Here is a 14726-nt window from a genome sequence, read left to right on the forward strand (position 1 = left end):
GAATACAGTTCATTATTGAGGCACAATAAATATATTGTGCCTTTACGTATGCGAGCTTTCAAACGAATTTTCATCCGTGGTAATGGCGACTTCGCAAGCGCTTTTTTCTCTACTCAGAAGAAATTTATATTTACAAAAAATTTACTAAAATTTAACGGCTATTTTCGGAATTTACAAATTGGATTTGTAGCCTAATATAGGCTTACAAAAGGAATGTTTAAAAACTGTTGTCAAACATATTACTTAACTCAATTATTTCTTGCATAAAATAAAAAACCAATAGTAATAAGTATTACATCTGCAAAAAAATTAGCTTTTGCAATATCTCTAGAAGTAGGATATTGCAAAATTCTGCATCGTTTAGAAAACATTTGTGTGTCCACAAATCTAGTTAATTATACGTATATGTCGGACTGTCAAAGTAAAATTGAAACAAGATACATAAAAGTAACTAACAGCAAGTATTTAACATCATTTCAACGGAAATTACTGTTAGCAAGTTTGGAAAGAACTTTACCCGAATCTTACCAACAACGTATTGAAATCATGTTGTTGGCAGATGAGGGAAAAACCCAAACTGAAATTTGTCAAATTTTGGGGTGTTGTCCAGCAACAGCAAGGCATTGGATGCACATAGCCCGAACAGGAATGGCGCACCAATGGCAAGATTGCCCCATTGGTCGCCCGAAGGCAATAAATGACGAGTATTTAGAACGTTTGAAAGAACTGATTAAAGGTAGTCCCCGCGATCATGGGTATTCTTTTAGGCGATGGACAGCTAACTGGCTAGGGAAACATCTCGCGAAAGAATTTGGGATTGAAGTGAGCGATCGCCATATCAAGAGACTGCTCAAACAGATGGGATTATCCACAGTACCAAAACCCAGCAATTCTGAACAAAACAGCACTGAACAGACTCAAGGTTCCAAAATTCTGATTACTGACCTGAAATCGGCAGTTATTCCTGATAATTCCGAATTTTTACCTATTAACTTTGCAAAATTAGCAAAAGATGTAGACATTCATGGCGCAAGATATATTAGCTCAGTTAGTAACTCTACAACAGTTCAACAAAATTCTGGGGCATTCTCTTTCGACAGAGGAATTTCAACATTATCTTCAACAAGTTAAATTTATCAATCCGAAAGTCGGCAAATTCTGGCAAGGAACTGATGTTCAACCAGGAATCTATATTGCGATCGCTGGTAAAGTCAGGTTGCTAGATAGCGCCGATGAGTTAATCGCTACTTTAGAAGCAGGTGAATCATTTGGGGAATTTACCTTGTTTAAGGAGGGAGACTTAAAACCTTACGCTGCCAGGGCTTCAATCAACTTGCAACTGTGCTTTGTTCCGGGTGAAGTTTTATGGCCATTGATGGCTAAATATCCCCAAATTCTGGAGCATTTGTGGGCTAAAGCGTTATCTCGTAATCCTCCACAGGTGGACTCAGAGAATTCCCTAGTACTGCCATCTGACTCAAAACAAGTTCATGAAACGAATATTTTGTCAACGCCAGCAGTAAAGCCACGCGATAAAAAAATAAGCAAAGCCTATTTTCCCAACTCCACGCAGCGAGTAGGGCATTTATTACAGCGTGTGATTCGGCGTTATCCGTTTTTTGCCCAACAGAGTGGATCGGATTGCGGTGCAGCTTGTTTAGTGATGGTGTCTCGCTATTGGGGGAAAAACTTTAGTGTAAATCGCCTGCGGGATATTGCCAATGTTGACCGCAATGGCTCGTCACTGCGGGGGTTATCGGCGGCAGCAGAAAGTATTGGGTTTGCCACGCGGCCTGTAAAAGCGAGTCTTGATCAATTAGCGAAGCAAAAATTGCCTGCGATCGCCCACTGGGAAGGCAAGCATTACATCGTTGTCTACGAAATTACCCCCAAACACGTCATTGTCGCCGACCCCGCTATTGGTCAACGCACCCTCAGCCACGCCGAATTTAAAGCCAACTGGACTGGTTACACATTGCTGCTGCAACCGACAGCAATGCTCAAGGATACTAAAGAAACTTCTACCCCCTTTTGGCAATTCTTTGAATTAATGAAGCCTCACTCTTTAGTGATGCTGGAAGTGTTTGTCGCTTCCTTATTTATCCAGATATTTGGACTTGTTACTCCCTTATTTACCCAGTTAATTTTAGACCGCGTAGTGGTACAGCGTTCTGAACTAACCTTAACGGCGGTGGGGTTAGGGTTACTAATTTTTAGTTTATTTCGTGTGGCGATGACAGGGTTGCGACAATATCTGTTAGACCACACAGCTAATAAGCTCGATTTAGCACTAATTGTCGGATTTATTCGCCATACCCTGCGGCTACCCTTGAGTTACTTTGAGTCGCGTTATGTAGGAGACATTATCTCTCGCGTACAAGAAAACCGTAAAATTCAACGCTTCCTCTCCGGTGAGGCGTTGTCCATCCTCTTAGATTTAGTTACTGTCTTTATCTATTTAGGATTGATGTTTTGGTACAGCTGGAAAATGGCGTTGCTGGTGTTGGTGATTGTACCGCCTTTTTTGCTGCTGGCATTGGTTGCCACACCTTTTTTACAAAGGATTTCTAGGGAAATATTTAATGCGGTTGCTAATGAAAGTAGCTATCTAATTGAAGCTCTTTCTGGTGTGCGAACAGTTAAATCTACAGCAGTAGAGCAAACAGTGCGTTGGCATTGGGAAGAGTTATTAAGTAAGGAAGTAAAAACTAACTTTTCAGGACAAATTATCAGCAATCGCCTGCAAATATTTAGCAACACAATTGAAGCAGTAGTAACTACTGTATTGCTGTGGTTTGGGGCGTACCAAGTGATTCACAACCAGTTAACCATTGGGCAATTGGTAGCATTTAATATGCTGCTGGGAAATATTATTAGACCCTTCCAACGATTAACAGTTTTGTGGAATCAATTGCAAGAAGTAGTGATTGCGGTGGAACGCATTAATGATGTATTGGATGCAGAACCAGAAGAGGATTTGCAGCATCAAGCGCGGCAATCTTTACCACCCATTCAAGGTAACATTCGCTTTGACAACGTGACATTTCGCTATCATCCTGAAAGCGATATCAATGTTTTAGAAAATCTCAGCTTTGAAGTCCAGAGTGGGCAAATGGTTGCCCTGGTAGGACGGAGTGGTTCGGGGAAAACCACCATTTCTAAGTTGGTTTTGGGGTTATATCCTCCCACAGATGGCAAAGTCTTGATTGATGGACAGGATATAACCAGTATTTCGTTGCGTTCTCTACGCGAACAAGTTGGGGTAGTTGACCAAGATACCTTTTTGTTCGGCGGAACGATTCGGGAAAATATTAGTTTGGCACATCCTGGGGCAACTTTGGCAGAGATTATTGAGGCAGCGCGATTGGCAGGTGCTGATGAGTTTATTAAAAAGTTACCTATGGGTTATGAAACCCAGATTGGTGAAGGAGGGGGGATGTTGTCTGGAGGACAGCGACAAAGAATTGCGATCGCTAAAGCATTGTTAGGCAATCCCAAGCTGTTGATTTTGGATGAAGCGACTTCCCATCTAGATGCAGAGTCAGAAAGGATTATTCAGACGAATTTAAACACAATTCTCAAAGGCAGAACCACCTTAATAATTGCCCATCGCCTTTCAACTGTGCGGAATGCAGATTTGATTTTAGTGCTGGATCGCGGCGTGTTGATTGAGAGTGGGACTCACCATGAGTTGATGGCGAAGCGGGGACATTATTTTTATCTCAATCATCAGCAGATGGATGTAGCGGGGTGAAACAAGAGGACAAAGAGGAAGCTTTTCTTGTCTCCCAAAATCCCAAATTGATATCAGGAAAAATTATGCCAAACACGTTAAATGGAAAGGTTCAAACCCAAGTTTATGAGGTAGAACAGCGCGAGGAAGTTTTAACGGAGCAAACACCAGCTAGATCAACTGATGATTGGGCTTACGCAACCAAGGATTTACTTGATAGCTTACCCCAGGTTTGGACAAGAGGATTGCTGTATTTTTTGGTGGTGTTTGTGTCGATTATTTTACCTTGGACGATGCTATCTAAGGTAGATGAAACGGGTACGGCAAGAGGGCGACTTGAGCCAAAGGGAAAGACGGTTAGGCTGGATGCTGCTGTAGCAGGTACTGTTGCAGAAATTCGGGTAAAGAAAGGCGATTTAGTTAAAAATGGGCAGACTTTATTGGTGTTGGAATCGGCATTAGTTAAAGCAGAATTGCGACAGGCACAGGATAGGTTAGAGGGACAATTAAATCGACTTTCTCAGTTAAATTCATCTAAAAGTCAGTTAGTTGTATCTTTGACAACACAACAGCAACAAAATCAATCTCAACAGTTAGAAAAGCAGGCTCAAATTGACCAAGCACGACAGAATATGAATGCTCTAAGAAATTCCTATGATTTACAAAAAGATGAAAAATTGGCTCAAGTCAATCAGGCACGGCAAACTCTTGAGCATAGTCAAACAGCTAATAAGTTAGTAAACAGTAGCTTGGCGAGTACCGAGCGAGAAGTTGAACGCTATCGCAGTCTTTGGCAGTCAGGAGTTGTTCCAGAAATTAATGTTGTAGAGAAGCAAGATATAGCTAAAGATAAGCAACAGTTATACGAACAAAATCAGTCAGATATTCAGCAGGCTAAACTACGTCTGGTAGAACAACAGAGTAGTTATGAGCGGACTATTCGACAAGCAAATGCAGATATTGAGCAGGCACAGTTGCGACTGAAAGAACAAGAAAGAAGTTATCAGACCTTAACTCGTTCCAACAAACTTGCTTTGCTAAAAATTGATGAACAACAGAAGAGTTTGGAGACAGAAATTACTACGCTTCAGGCAGAAATTTCTCAAACTAAGAGTCAGATTGTCTCGTTAAAATTTCAGTTAGGACAACGAGAGTTAAGAGCCACTGTGAATGGTAGAGTATTTCAGTTACCAATACAACGGGCTGGGTCTGTAGTACAGCCTGGAGCAATGATTGCAGAGATTGCACCCCAAGGTTCGCCTTTAATAATTCGGGCGCAAATGGCGACAACTGAGAGTGGCTTTTTGCGAAAAGGTTTACCAGTAAAGCTAAAGTTTGATGCTTATCCGTTTCAGGATTATGGAATAGTGGAAGGAGAATTATTAGATATTTCTCCTACTACCATAGAGGTAGAAACACCTAATGGTAAGATAGCAGCTTACGACTTGGAAATTGCCCTAAAAGAAAATTGTATTCCTTCAGCTAATAAGTGTATTGCCCTGCGTCCTGGGGATACGGCAACAGCTGAAGTAATTGTGCGTCAGCGTCGGATTATTGATTTCCTACTTGACCCGTTTAAGCAGTTGCAGCAAGGTGGAGTGAAATTGTAGAGCGATCGCATCGCAGTACTTATGTATTTTCCTCATTTCCAGGCTGAGGCTTGGAACGCAATTATTGGAAGCTCTACCTCCTGAAACCTAGCATTTAGGGATTTCACGTTTAATTTCGTCTATCTACTTAGGAGAAACATCATGTCTCAAACTATTACGATTACTAAGGAAGACATTCTTGAGCAAGTCAAGTTATCTTTCAAAATTCCTGACTTAATTGAGGAGATTATCATTCGCAAAGTTATTGAAGATGCTGCGGCGGAAGTGGATATCAAAGTGGAGGCTGAAGAACTTCAGAAAGTAGCAGACGAATTACGGTTAGCTAAACAACTTAATAACGCTGATGACACCTGGGCATGGCTGAAAAAATATAGTCTGTCTCTAGATAATTTTGAAAAAATTCTTTATACCATCTTGCTGGCTAATAAATTAAGTCAACATTTGTTTAGTAATAAAGTTGAACCCTATTTCTTTGAGCATCAGCTAGACTATATGGGTGTGATTATGTATGAGATTGTATTAGATGATGAAGACTTAGCAATTGAACTTTTCTATACCATTAAAGAAGGTGAGGTGAGTTTTTATGATGTTGTTCACAAATACGTTCCAGACACGGAATTACGTCGCCACGGGGGATATCGGGGGATAGTGCGCCGTAAGGATTTGAAGCCAGAAATTTCTGCCGCTGTTTTTACTGCTAAACCGCCACAGCTTCTTAAGCCAATTATAACTTCTAAGGGATTTCACCTAATTTTAGTTGAGGAATTAATTCAACCGAAATTAGATGATAAACTGTACTATCAAATTCTTTCGAAGTTTTTTGATGAATGGAAGAAGCAACAAATTGAACAAATTGAAGTTGTAAAAACCTTATAATTAAATAGCTAATCTGCTTAGTTTACAATTCACTGTTTATTTTATAAGTAGTGATAGAAGAACTACCTCTGAGTTTAAGCAGAGGTAGTAACTTATTAGATGAGCTATAATTCAGTCTAATCTTACTCTATTAATATGCCGTGGTTACTGTAGTTATTGTGGTAACTTCCAATGTTGGAATGAAACTTGTTACAGTCCAAGAAGTAGTAGCTGTACCTCCTCCTATTGTCAAATCAAGCTCTTCATCCTTTAGGAAATCGAGAAAGCTTTCTGTGTCTTGAAACAGTTCTGAACCAGTTATCTTCAATTGATAAATAGTAATGTTAGCCATTTGTAAATGTACTCCTACGGAAAAGTTTTTCAGTTGAGGTTAGACTTTTAATTGTCTACTCTTATTACCATAATCTGTTATTCCATATATTATTTCAAGGTTTTAACTATCTATAAAAGAGACAAAAAGAATCCAGTTATATGTTTGTTTAGGTAGGTAGTCACGATAAAATTGATAGGTGAAATAAAGTATTTGTAAAGTATGTGCTGGTTTGACATTTAGTTAGATCATTGTAAATTTTTCGGATTACTTATTGGCTATCAAATTTGTTACACTATTTTTTATAACAGTAAAAATATTATATTTATTTGGACAAAGCAGTTTGTTTTTGATGACATATATAAAATATTTATGTCCTTTTTCGTTTTTCACTACTTACTTAATGAATAGAAATTAAAAAAATAATAAAAAATAAGCCCAAGAATTCTCTTGAACTGATCAATAAAAATTTAGAGCTATTTTATTCTGGGAGTAAAAGCAAATTTTATGTTCTTCGCTAGAATATGGCTCATTTAGGTAAGATGTGCTGCAAACTTCGTAGATCGTTTTCCATAGTCAAAAATGCGATCGCATCAATTATGCCAATTACATGAGTCTGATATACTGATATTTTACTTATCAAGCTGATTCCTAGTTATGAGATAACTATAACCATGCCGATATAATCTAATCCCAAAATGGTAGAAACTAAGCGATAGAACTTCAACATTACTCTAGAACAAGAAGCAAAACTCAACTGACTACGTAATGCGATCGCAGTTCCTAATGCAAAGAAACAACCCTGCTTAATCAATATAATTACTAATAAATATCCTCTGAATTAGCATTGAGATAAGGGCGCTGCAAGTCAATCTCCAAACAAGAAAATTGCCCAAGGATGGACTGTATCCTCTCCTCAATTGATTCATCTCCTTGATACCAAGCTTCCAGTAACCCATTCGCCACAATCTGACAGCGATTCATACCAAAACTTTCTTGAACAGCAAATTTTTGGTCTGGTTCTTCTGCCAACCCCAACCCTAGTGCTAGTTGTTTAGTAAATAAAGGAATTTCTGATTTAAAATGCAATTTGTGTTCTTGATAAATAGTTTTTAAAACTTGCTTAACAACTTCATAGTCTCTCTTGTCAAAGTAAAGCACCCCTGAATCGTAGCGTTGGTATTCTTTGGGGTTATACAAAACCTTGAAACTGAAAGGAATTGCTAACTCATTCAGTCCTTGTGTTAAACTACCCATCAATGCTACAGCACCTTCAGGAGTTACATTGATATAAATTCGTACAGTTACAGGCTGAATTTTCACATCTTCAATACGACTGAAGCCTGCATTACCAACGGCCATGTAAAAGCCCTTTTGTACTCGATTCTTAGGCATCCGAATAGCCACATAATCACCTACTATAGCTGCTTGTTCAACAGCTTGAAGATGCTTATTCCGTTCAATATGTAGTCTCAAACCACCTTTAGTCACGGCTAAACTGCCATCACGTTCTTCTCTCAAAACAGACCAACCAGGGTCAAAGTAGCCTTCTCCAAAATTACTTTCATGCAATCGCTTATAAAACCCCACATCTACCCCTAAAACAGTATTATTTTCCAAATCTAGGGGCAAACCATTTCTTTCCCCATCTAGTGCCAACGTACTTTGCATAGAACCGTTGTAATAGATACCATAAAGAAAACTCCGCAATTGCAGACTCAGATATTTCTGTTGCATCTGGGTTGGCATCTTCTGAAAACGTTCTACTGCATCAGATGGTAATTCCAAAGGTTTGTAATCTGGATGGTGGATGGAGAAATCAGATTTTATCTCAATTTTTTGAACAATATCTTGCAGAACATCCAGTAATTGCCCAGTTAAACCAGTTTGTAGCTGAGTTTGAGGAGAATTTAATAATTGCATAACTACTTACTTAAGAAATAATAAAATGATTTAAACAGCAGAACTAGTCAGGTAAGTTAATTCAACAGCAGCAGCACCAAAAATTGTTGGCATTGATTGTACAGGACGGCTTAATAACGTCTTAGCAACCTGAAGCATAGCAATCCCCATATTGCCAAAAGATTTTTGATATTGAATCATTGCCTGAATCTGTTGAATCAAAGCGAAACCGGTAAATTGCACCACCCGCAGCAAGAAGTCAGGATGGTGTTCTAAAATTTCTGGAAAAGTGTTTAAATAAGCTTGGGTTAATATACTAATTGAAGGCTGAAGTCGTTCTAAAGGTGTTATTGCCAAGCGTAGAGAATCTTCAATACTCAAAGAATTACTGATAACTAAGCTACCCAGCCAGATTTGTACATAGCTGCCAATAAGTGTCCCCAAATCAAAGGCTGGATCTCCCCAAGTCGAGCGTTCCCAATCAATTAGCCGAACAATATTATTACTGGAATTCTGCCAATCTTTGTAAAGGAGAATATTATTTAGTTTCAAATCATTATGGGTGAGACAAGAAGGCGTTACACTATTACCTAATTCTGCGATCGCCTGCCCCAAACTATCATAACGTTGATATAGAGCAAAAAACTTTAACCCATCGCCAGGAACTAAACTAAAAATTTCCGGTTCAAGCCGTTCTAATCTCTGAACTAAATATGATACTTGGTCAGCCATGAAATTATCTGAATTTTTAGAAAAGAATTCCTGATATTCTTGGCGGTTAAAAGTATCACGATGGATAGTCCCTAAAATATTACCAATTGCTCTAGCGATTTCTGTAGGAAAGCTATTTTCCTTGATGTAGAAATCCATTAAATCTCGATAGTCATCCAGATATCTGAAGACAATAATGGAATTCTCGGCATCAAAATGCAGTACTTCTGGTAAAAATGAGCAGTAGTTGTCAAGGTTGGGAAATCGTTGTAATAACTCTTGAATTCGCCACTCACTTAAAAATTCACCAGCCGCTTTACCTTCTTGATTGTGTCGTTCTTGTTTCACTAGAAGTTTGCGATCGCCTGGTAAAGTAACTAATAAATTAAAGTTTTTAGCTGTAAGTAATTCTACCTTAATCGGTGGTTGTTCTAACTGATTACATAATCCCTGTTCAATTAAATAATCGACAATATTATGAGAGTTTAAGAGAAATGTCATAATTTTTAAATTTATCAACCAATTTTGATGTAGAGAAAATTGTGGTAGTTAAGTTACTACCACAACCTGTTTTTACAAGAATTATTAAAACTAGTACCGCCGCACCTTGAAAATAAACCATCCATTCCAAAGTAATCAAATATCTGCGGTATATAAATTACAAATTACGCCCAGCAGTACTAACCCAGTAGATAGCCGCCTAATAAAATTATCGCATCTCTCACATCTGTTACTACTCCACTACCCGTAATGTTTTTCTGTTCTTCTTCAGACAGTTCTGAGAGTGAGTTTTGTTCTAAAACTTGTTTTCGTCTTGCAGATGCATTCACAACAGCTTCTTCAATCAAGTTCGTAATTTCAATTTGACTTGTGAGATATTTGTGATGAATGTTCATTGATATAATATTCTCCTTAAATTATTTAAATAAACTTTCTAGCTTTGTTTAGCCAACAGTCGGTGTCGCCACCTTAACTAGTAATTCAGAGGGATTGTAGTTATCTGTAATAACTTGTGGACAACGCATACAAGCTGCCTTACCTTCTTGTTGCCACCACTGACAATCTCGGCGTATGGAACAAGGTGGTAAATCTTCTACTACCTTTGGCAAGTTTTCTACAACTCGCATTGCCAGACGACAATCTTTACCATCAAAATGTTGACAACCCTTAGTTGCACAGGGTGCAGCCGTCCGAAAAATTTCAGTGGGTGTTACTGGACTAGCCTTTGCTATCAGTTCATCTGTGATAGATTGGGGGTGTTTAAGATAAGCTACGCGGGGTTCTGTAACTGTGCCACCAATGACGCCGAAAACAACACTGTTTTGCCATTCTGGTCTTGCACTAGGGCAAAGTGTAGTTTTTTCAGTAGCGATGTCTTCCATAAATTGAACCTATAGTAAATTGTATTTTTAAGCTGATGGAGATTGACAGCTAATTTTGGGTCGGACTCTTCTCCATCAACCTAAATAAGCAAATTAAATGTCCAAGAGTTTAATACTGATTGGTCATTTCAAAGACTTGTGCTTTCAGATCAAGATATCAAGTTCTGGTCTTGTGCAATTAGTCCACAAATAATCGGTTTTCTCAGAAGAATATCATTAGTCGGTTTTACACTAATACCACCTGCAATGGTTGGATTCAATGTTGTAACCGTTGTAAAACCACCTGTAACGTTTGCCATTTCTTCATCAGACAGAGTTAGCAAAGCATCTTCTGAATCCTGATTTGGGTTTCGTCGTACTAGTGCATTGTTAATAGCATTATCAATCAGATTGCTAATGTCCAATTGAAAATCTGAATTCTTTTTATTCTTTTCCATTGTGATTTTCCTCTGAATATATAACTTAGATATAGGCGGAATCACTAAGGACTGTAATTACCTAATCTGTATATATTTTAAGCATAGTAATAATGATTTAATTATATTTTGAAAATTTATAATCAGACATAAATAAAACTTTTATGTCACTAAACAATAACTTGAAAGTTTTACTTATAACTATTTATTGATAAAGTTTATATCTCTATCAATCACTTCAAACGCAGAATTTTAGCCATTAATAAAACATTTATGTCCCAAAAAATTTTCCAATCTTGGGCAATGTTTAATAAAAAGATAATAAGCAATACTTAAGTAATATTAACAAATATTTATCAGGCTGCTCAATAAAACTTCAAATTCAAAATTGAGGAATAGAGTTGATATTATAAACATCTCTATTCTGTAGTTTTCACTCTTTCAAACAAAGCCCGATAAACAGGTTCACCTTTTTTTTGTGTGCCTATTTCCCTTTCTGTGGAGACTGGTAAGGGGTTTTCAGCCAACCATTTTTCTGTACCAACTTTCTGAAAAGCTGAATTAGCTGCAAAGCGATCGCGCATTTCCACTGCCACAAATTCCATATCTGATTGTAAAAATACCAACCCCCCAACCGCAAGATACTTAGCTAAGTCTGCCACTAGTTCTGGTTGGACTACACGACGTTTAGCGTGGCGGGTTTTAAACCAAGGATCGGGAAATTGAATAGTAACGCGTTGTAAACTTTCTGGAGGCAGGGAAGATAAAAGTGAGTGCAGTGAGTTATTCACATTGCAAAATAAATAGTGCAGGTTTGTTAAACCTAATTCAGAACGTAACTTATTCGCCTCCACCACCAACGGTTCCCGAATTTCCAAGCCGAGAAAATTCCAGTTAGGTTCTATCTTAGACATATTCAACAAAAACAGTCCCTTCGCACAGCCAATATCTAAATGTAGTGGTTGATTTGGCTTTGCATAAATTTTTTCCCAGTCTTGAGGATTTGCTGGTGTTTGATACTTTTTACCAAGTGGATTAACATGCTGGCGGACTCGGACTGCTGCCAAAATTTTTCTCCTTTACGTGAAAATATCCTGTAATCAAACTTCAGGTTATATCAATTTAAAAAATGTTTGCAACTAGATGACCACGCTTACTGACGCACACCCTCCCCAAAGCCTTGTAGAGGGTTGGGTAAGGTCTTATCTATGTATTGCATTCTTTTTTCAAATTGGTATTACAAGGAAGTCTAGCAAAAGTATGCCAAAAATTACCCATCTATCATTCGATTGCCTACCCAGCAGCAAGTTAGTACAGCAGTCTTAGTCAAATACATCATCCTTGCACTGTTTTTTTAGGTTTTCGAGAAATTTATATTTTGGAAGTCCCTCATTTTGCATTAATCTCTAGAATTAAAATGCCTTAACACATTTGCTTTAGTCGTGGAGGGAGGAAATTTAAACAGTGGATATTTTAGATTTGTTTTACAAGGGTGGGCCAGCGATGTGGCCTTTGCTCATTCTGTCGATTCTAGCTTTGAGTGTGATTTTCGAGCGTATGTGGTTCTGGTTGCGAATTTTGACTCAGGAAAAGCAAATAGTCGATCGCGTCTTGGATGCTGCCCAGGATAATTGGGAAGTAGCTGCGGACATAGCAAAACAAGCAAGCCATCAGCCTGTCGGGCGTTTTCTCTACGCCCCTCTACGTTTTGCCAAAAGTGATGCGGAAACTTTTCGACTAGCACTGGAGGCTACAGCAGAAGACGAATTAGCTGGGATGCGCAGGGGCGAAAAACTTTTAGAAGCGGTGATTGCTCTAGCGCCGTTGCTAGGATTGTTGGGTACAGTTTTAGGTTTGATCCACTCTCTGCGCTCAATTCGGATTGGCGATTTGGGAACTGAATCTACCGCTGGGGTGACTACTGGTATTGGTGAATCCTTAATTAGTACGGCAAGTGGGCTAATAGTTGCCATCATTAGTTTGGTGTTTTACCGTCTATTTCAAAGTTTTGTAGTCAACCAAGTCAAAGTTTTTCGGAAGGCAGGGAATGAGATGGAATTGCTCTATCGCCAGTCTCCTCCTGACTTTAGCAATAGGACATCAGCAATTGTGCCAGAAAATTTCACTCCACCCCGCAAGCCAGGAAAGACTAGAGTTTCTGAACCTCCTGAGCCCCCGAATACACCTAATTAATAGTCAATAATTCAACCCCCAAACCAGGTTTGTGAATGAGACATGAAAGTTAATCTACATACTCCAATTGAAGAAGTCCAAATTCAAATCATCCCTTTAATTGATGTCGTTTTTTGTATCCTGACATTTTTTTTATTAGCGGCTTTACAATTTACACGGCAACAGGCAATAAATGTTGATTTGCCTAAAGCCAGCCCCAGTACAGTCTCTGGAATAACTTCACAAAGTGGAAGTGTGATTGTTACCATCGATGCTGTGGGCAATACTTACATAGAAAAACAGCCTGTAAAACAGGAAGATTTGAGACAGAGTTTAAAACAGTATCTCCAAGCAAACCCTAATGCTGTTGTTGTGCTGAATGCTTCGCGCACAGCAACTTACAATGATGTGATTGAGACATTAGATTTGCTACGACAAGTAGGGGGCGATCGCGTTTCTTTGGGAATTATTCCTGGTCCATCTCAACCATCTATAAACTCGCCTAACCAGCCTACTGTTCCCTCTTTCCCAATCAACCCTGGAACTGGTGCAGTACCAGGAATCAATCCCGAAGGGAATATTACCCCAAAATACCCCTTAGCACCTAATTCTGTACCCTTTCCTAGCATCACTCAGCCTCCAGCTGGGCAAGGCATCAATCCTGGTATTTCTCCGGTAGTTCCTAACTCACCAGCGCCTCAAGCGCCTGTAGCACCCAAACAAACCCAACCTCCTCTTAAAAGATGAGATAGGGAAATCGGAAATTGGGGATGGGGCATGGGGCATTGGACATGGGGCATTGGGAATGGGGCATTGGGAAAGGGGTAAGGGGAAAAGGGGAAAGATTAAATTTATTCCTTTTCCCTTTAACCTTTAACCTTTTCCCCTGCTCCCCTGCCTCCCTTGCTCCCCATTCATCACTTCCTCTGTAAGTCTTTTCCCAAACCTAAAGATATCTAGAATAAATCTCGGCTAGATAAAAAAAAACTGCTAATTTACAAATAATTGGTTGAGCTTTAAAGATTTTTCCACCTATAGATTGAGCAATTTATCACCAATTACCATCCACATTTCATACCAAATTGGGGAAGGATGTCTAAATAGGTTAACAGATTGAAAAGCGCTTATATTAAGCCTATTTCAGTGTGTCTGAATTACGAATTACAAATTACTAATTAGTATCAGGGGTTGTGACATGAACATCGTAACGCTTCTAATTGTTTGGGTCGTAACAGCTATCAGCTTGTTGATAATTAGTAAGTTGCCTTTGGGAGTTGAAATTGATACTCCTGGGAAAGCGTTTCTTTCTGCCGCAGTGCTTGGTATCGTGACAGCAATAGTCAGACCAATTTTAAGCCTCATTTTTGCAGTACCAAATCTACTCACATTAGACTTATTATCTGGCATTTTCACATTTATGATTGCCGTGGTTTGTTTTAGTATTGCTGCTTGGTTAGTAGAGGGCTTTCGCTTGCGTTACGGGATTTGGAGTGCTGTTATTGGGGCATTTACGCTGACTATAATTAACAGCTTAATCTACAAAATATTGGGTGTATAAAGCAAAGAGTTAGGAGTTAGGAGTTAGGAGTTATTAACAATTCCTCACTCATAACT

14 protein-coding genes are annotated in these 14726 nt (G+C 38.8%); 7 read left to right on the forward strand and 7 right to left on the reverse strand.

The features are described 5' to 3' along the window. Positions 1–501: 501 nt before the first annotated feature. The 4 genes from RM368_RS13875 to RM368_RS13890 all read left to right on the forward strand — a co-directional run bounded on the left by RM368_RS13875 (position 502) and on the right by RM368_RS13890 (position 6219). A complete protein-coding gene (locus RM368_RS13875; RefSeq protein ID WP_322694589.1) occupies positions 502–1131 on the forward strand; it encodes a helix-turn-helix domain-containing protein in 630 nt (209 codons plus the stop codon). After that, positions 1025–3754 (forward strand): peptidase domain-containing ABC transporter, encoded by a 2730-nt coding sequence (locus RM368_RS13880; RefSeq protein ID WP_322694590.1) that lies wholly within the window; start codon positions 1025–1027, stop codon positions 3752–3754. The genes RM368_RS13875 and RM368_RS13880 overlap by 107 nt, the downstream gene beginning before the upstream one ends. A 65-nt stretch (positions 3755–3819) precedes the next feature. After that, positions 3820–5343: an HlyD family efflux transporter periplasmic adaptor subunit gene (locus RM368_RS13885; RefSeq protein ID WP_322694591.1), complete on the forward strand. Its 1524-nt coding sequence runs from the start codon at positions 3820–3822 to the stop codon at positions 5341–5343. A 141-nt stretch (positions 5344–5484) separates the two neighbouring features. After that, positions 5485–6219 carry a peptidylprolyl isomerase gene (locus RM368_RS13890; protein ID WP_322694592.1) on the forward strand — a complete coding sequence of 245 codons (735 nt, stop codon included), beginning with the start codon at positions 5485–5487 and terminating at the stop codon, positions 6217–6219. A 130-nt stretch (positions 6220–6349) separates the two neighbouring features. Here the strand turns inward: RM368_RS13890 and RM368_RS13895 are convergent, their stop codons facing one another. The 7 genes from RM368_RS13895 to trmB all read right to left on the reverse strand — a co-directional run bounded on the left by RM368_RS13895 (position 6350) and on the right by trmB (position 12007). Continuing rightward, a complete protein-coding gene (locus RM368_RS13895) occupies positions 6350–6550 on the reverse strand; it encodes a hypothetical protein (RefSeq protein WP_322694593.1) in 201 nt (66 codons plus the stop codon). An 801-nt stretch (positions 6551–7351) separates the two neighbouring features. Then, positions 7352–8452 carry a T3SS effector HopA1 family protein gene (locus RM368_RS13900; RefSeq protein WP_322694594.1) on the reverse strand — a complete coding sequence of 367 codons (1101 nt, stop codon included), beginning with the start codon at positions 8450–8452 and terminating at the stop codon, positions 7352–7354. Between the two features lie 30 nt (positions 8453–8482). After that, a complete protein-coding gene (locus RM368_RS13905; protein WP_322694595.1) occupies positions 8483–9643 on the reverse strand; it encodes an aminoglycoside phosphotransferase family protein in 1161 nt (386 codons plus the stop codon). A gap of 179 nt (positions 9644–9822) precedes the next feature. Then, the gene (locus RM368_RS13910) at positions 9823–10038 is read right to left on the reverse strand and encodes a hypothetical protein (protein ID WP_322694596.1); all 216 of its coding nucleotides are present in this window, start codon (positions 10036–10038) and stop codon (positions 9823–9825) included. A 48-nt stretch (positions 10039–10086) separates the two neighbouring features. Next, complete coding sequence (locus RM368_RS13915; protein WP_322694597.1) at positions 10087–10524, reverse strand: nitrogen fixation protein; 438 nt, start codon at positions 10522–10524, stop codon at positions 10087–10089. Between the two features lie 149 nt (positions 10525–10673). Beyond that, positions 10674–10928: a hypothetical protein gene (locus RM368_RS13920; RefSeq protein WP_322694598.1), complete on the reverse strand. Its 255-nt coding sequence runs from the start codon at positions 10926–10928 to the stop codon at positions 10674–10676. 431 nt (positions 10929–11359) lie between these two features. Continuing rightward, complete coding sequence (gene trmB / locus RM368_RS13925) at positions 11360–12007, reverse strand: tRNA (guanosine(46)-N7)-methyltransferase TrmB (protein WP_322694599.1); 648 nt, start codon at positions 12005–12007, stop codon at positions 11360–11362. Between the two features lie 397 nt (positions 12008–12404). Between trmB and RM368_RS13930 the strand changes: the two genes are divergently transcribed. The 3 genes from RM368_RS13930 to RM368_RS13940 all read left to right on the forward strand — a co-directional run bounded on the left by RM368_RS13930 (position 12405) and on the right by RM368_RS13940 (position 14670). Beyond that, on the forward strand, positions 12405–13133 hold the full coding sequence (locus RM368_RS13930; RefSeq protein ID WP_322694600.1) for a MotA/TolQ/ExbB proton channel family protein: 729 nt from the start codon (positions 12405–12407) through the stop codon (positions 13131–13133). Positions 13134–13175: 42 nt separating this feature from the next. Then, on the forward strand, positions 13176–13859 hold the full coding sequence (locus RM368_RS13935) for an ExbD/TolR family protein (protein WP_322694601.1): 684 nt from the start codon (positions 13176–13178) through the stop codon (positions 13857–13859). Positions 13860–14307: 448 nt separating this feature from the next. Further along, positions 14308–14670 carry a phage holin family protein gene (locus RM368_RS13940; RefSeq protein WP_289798955.1) on the forward strand — a complete coding sequence of 121 codons (363 nt, stop codon included), beginning with the start codon at positions 14308–14310 and terminating at the stop codon, positions 14668–14670. The last annotated feature ends 56 nt before the right edge of the window (positions 14671–14726 follow it).

This window comes from Nostoc sp. DedSLP03, from assembly GCF_034530815.1.
GTDB lineage: Bacteria > Cyanobacteriota > Cyanobacteriia > Cyanobacteriales > Nostocaceae > Nostoc.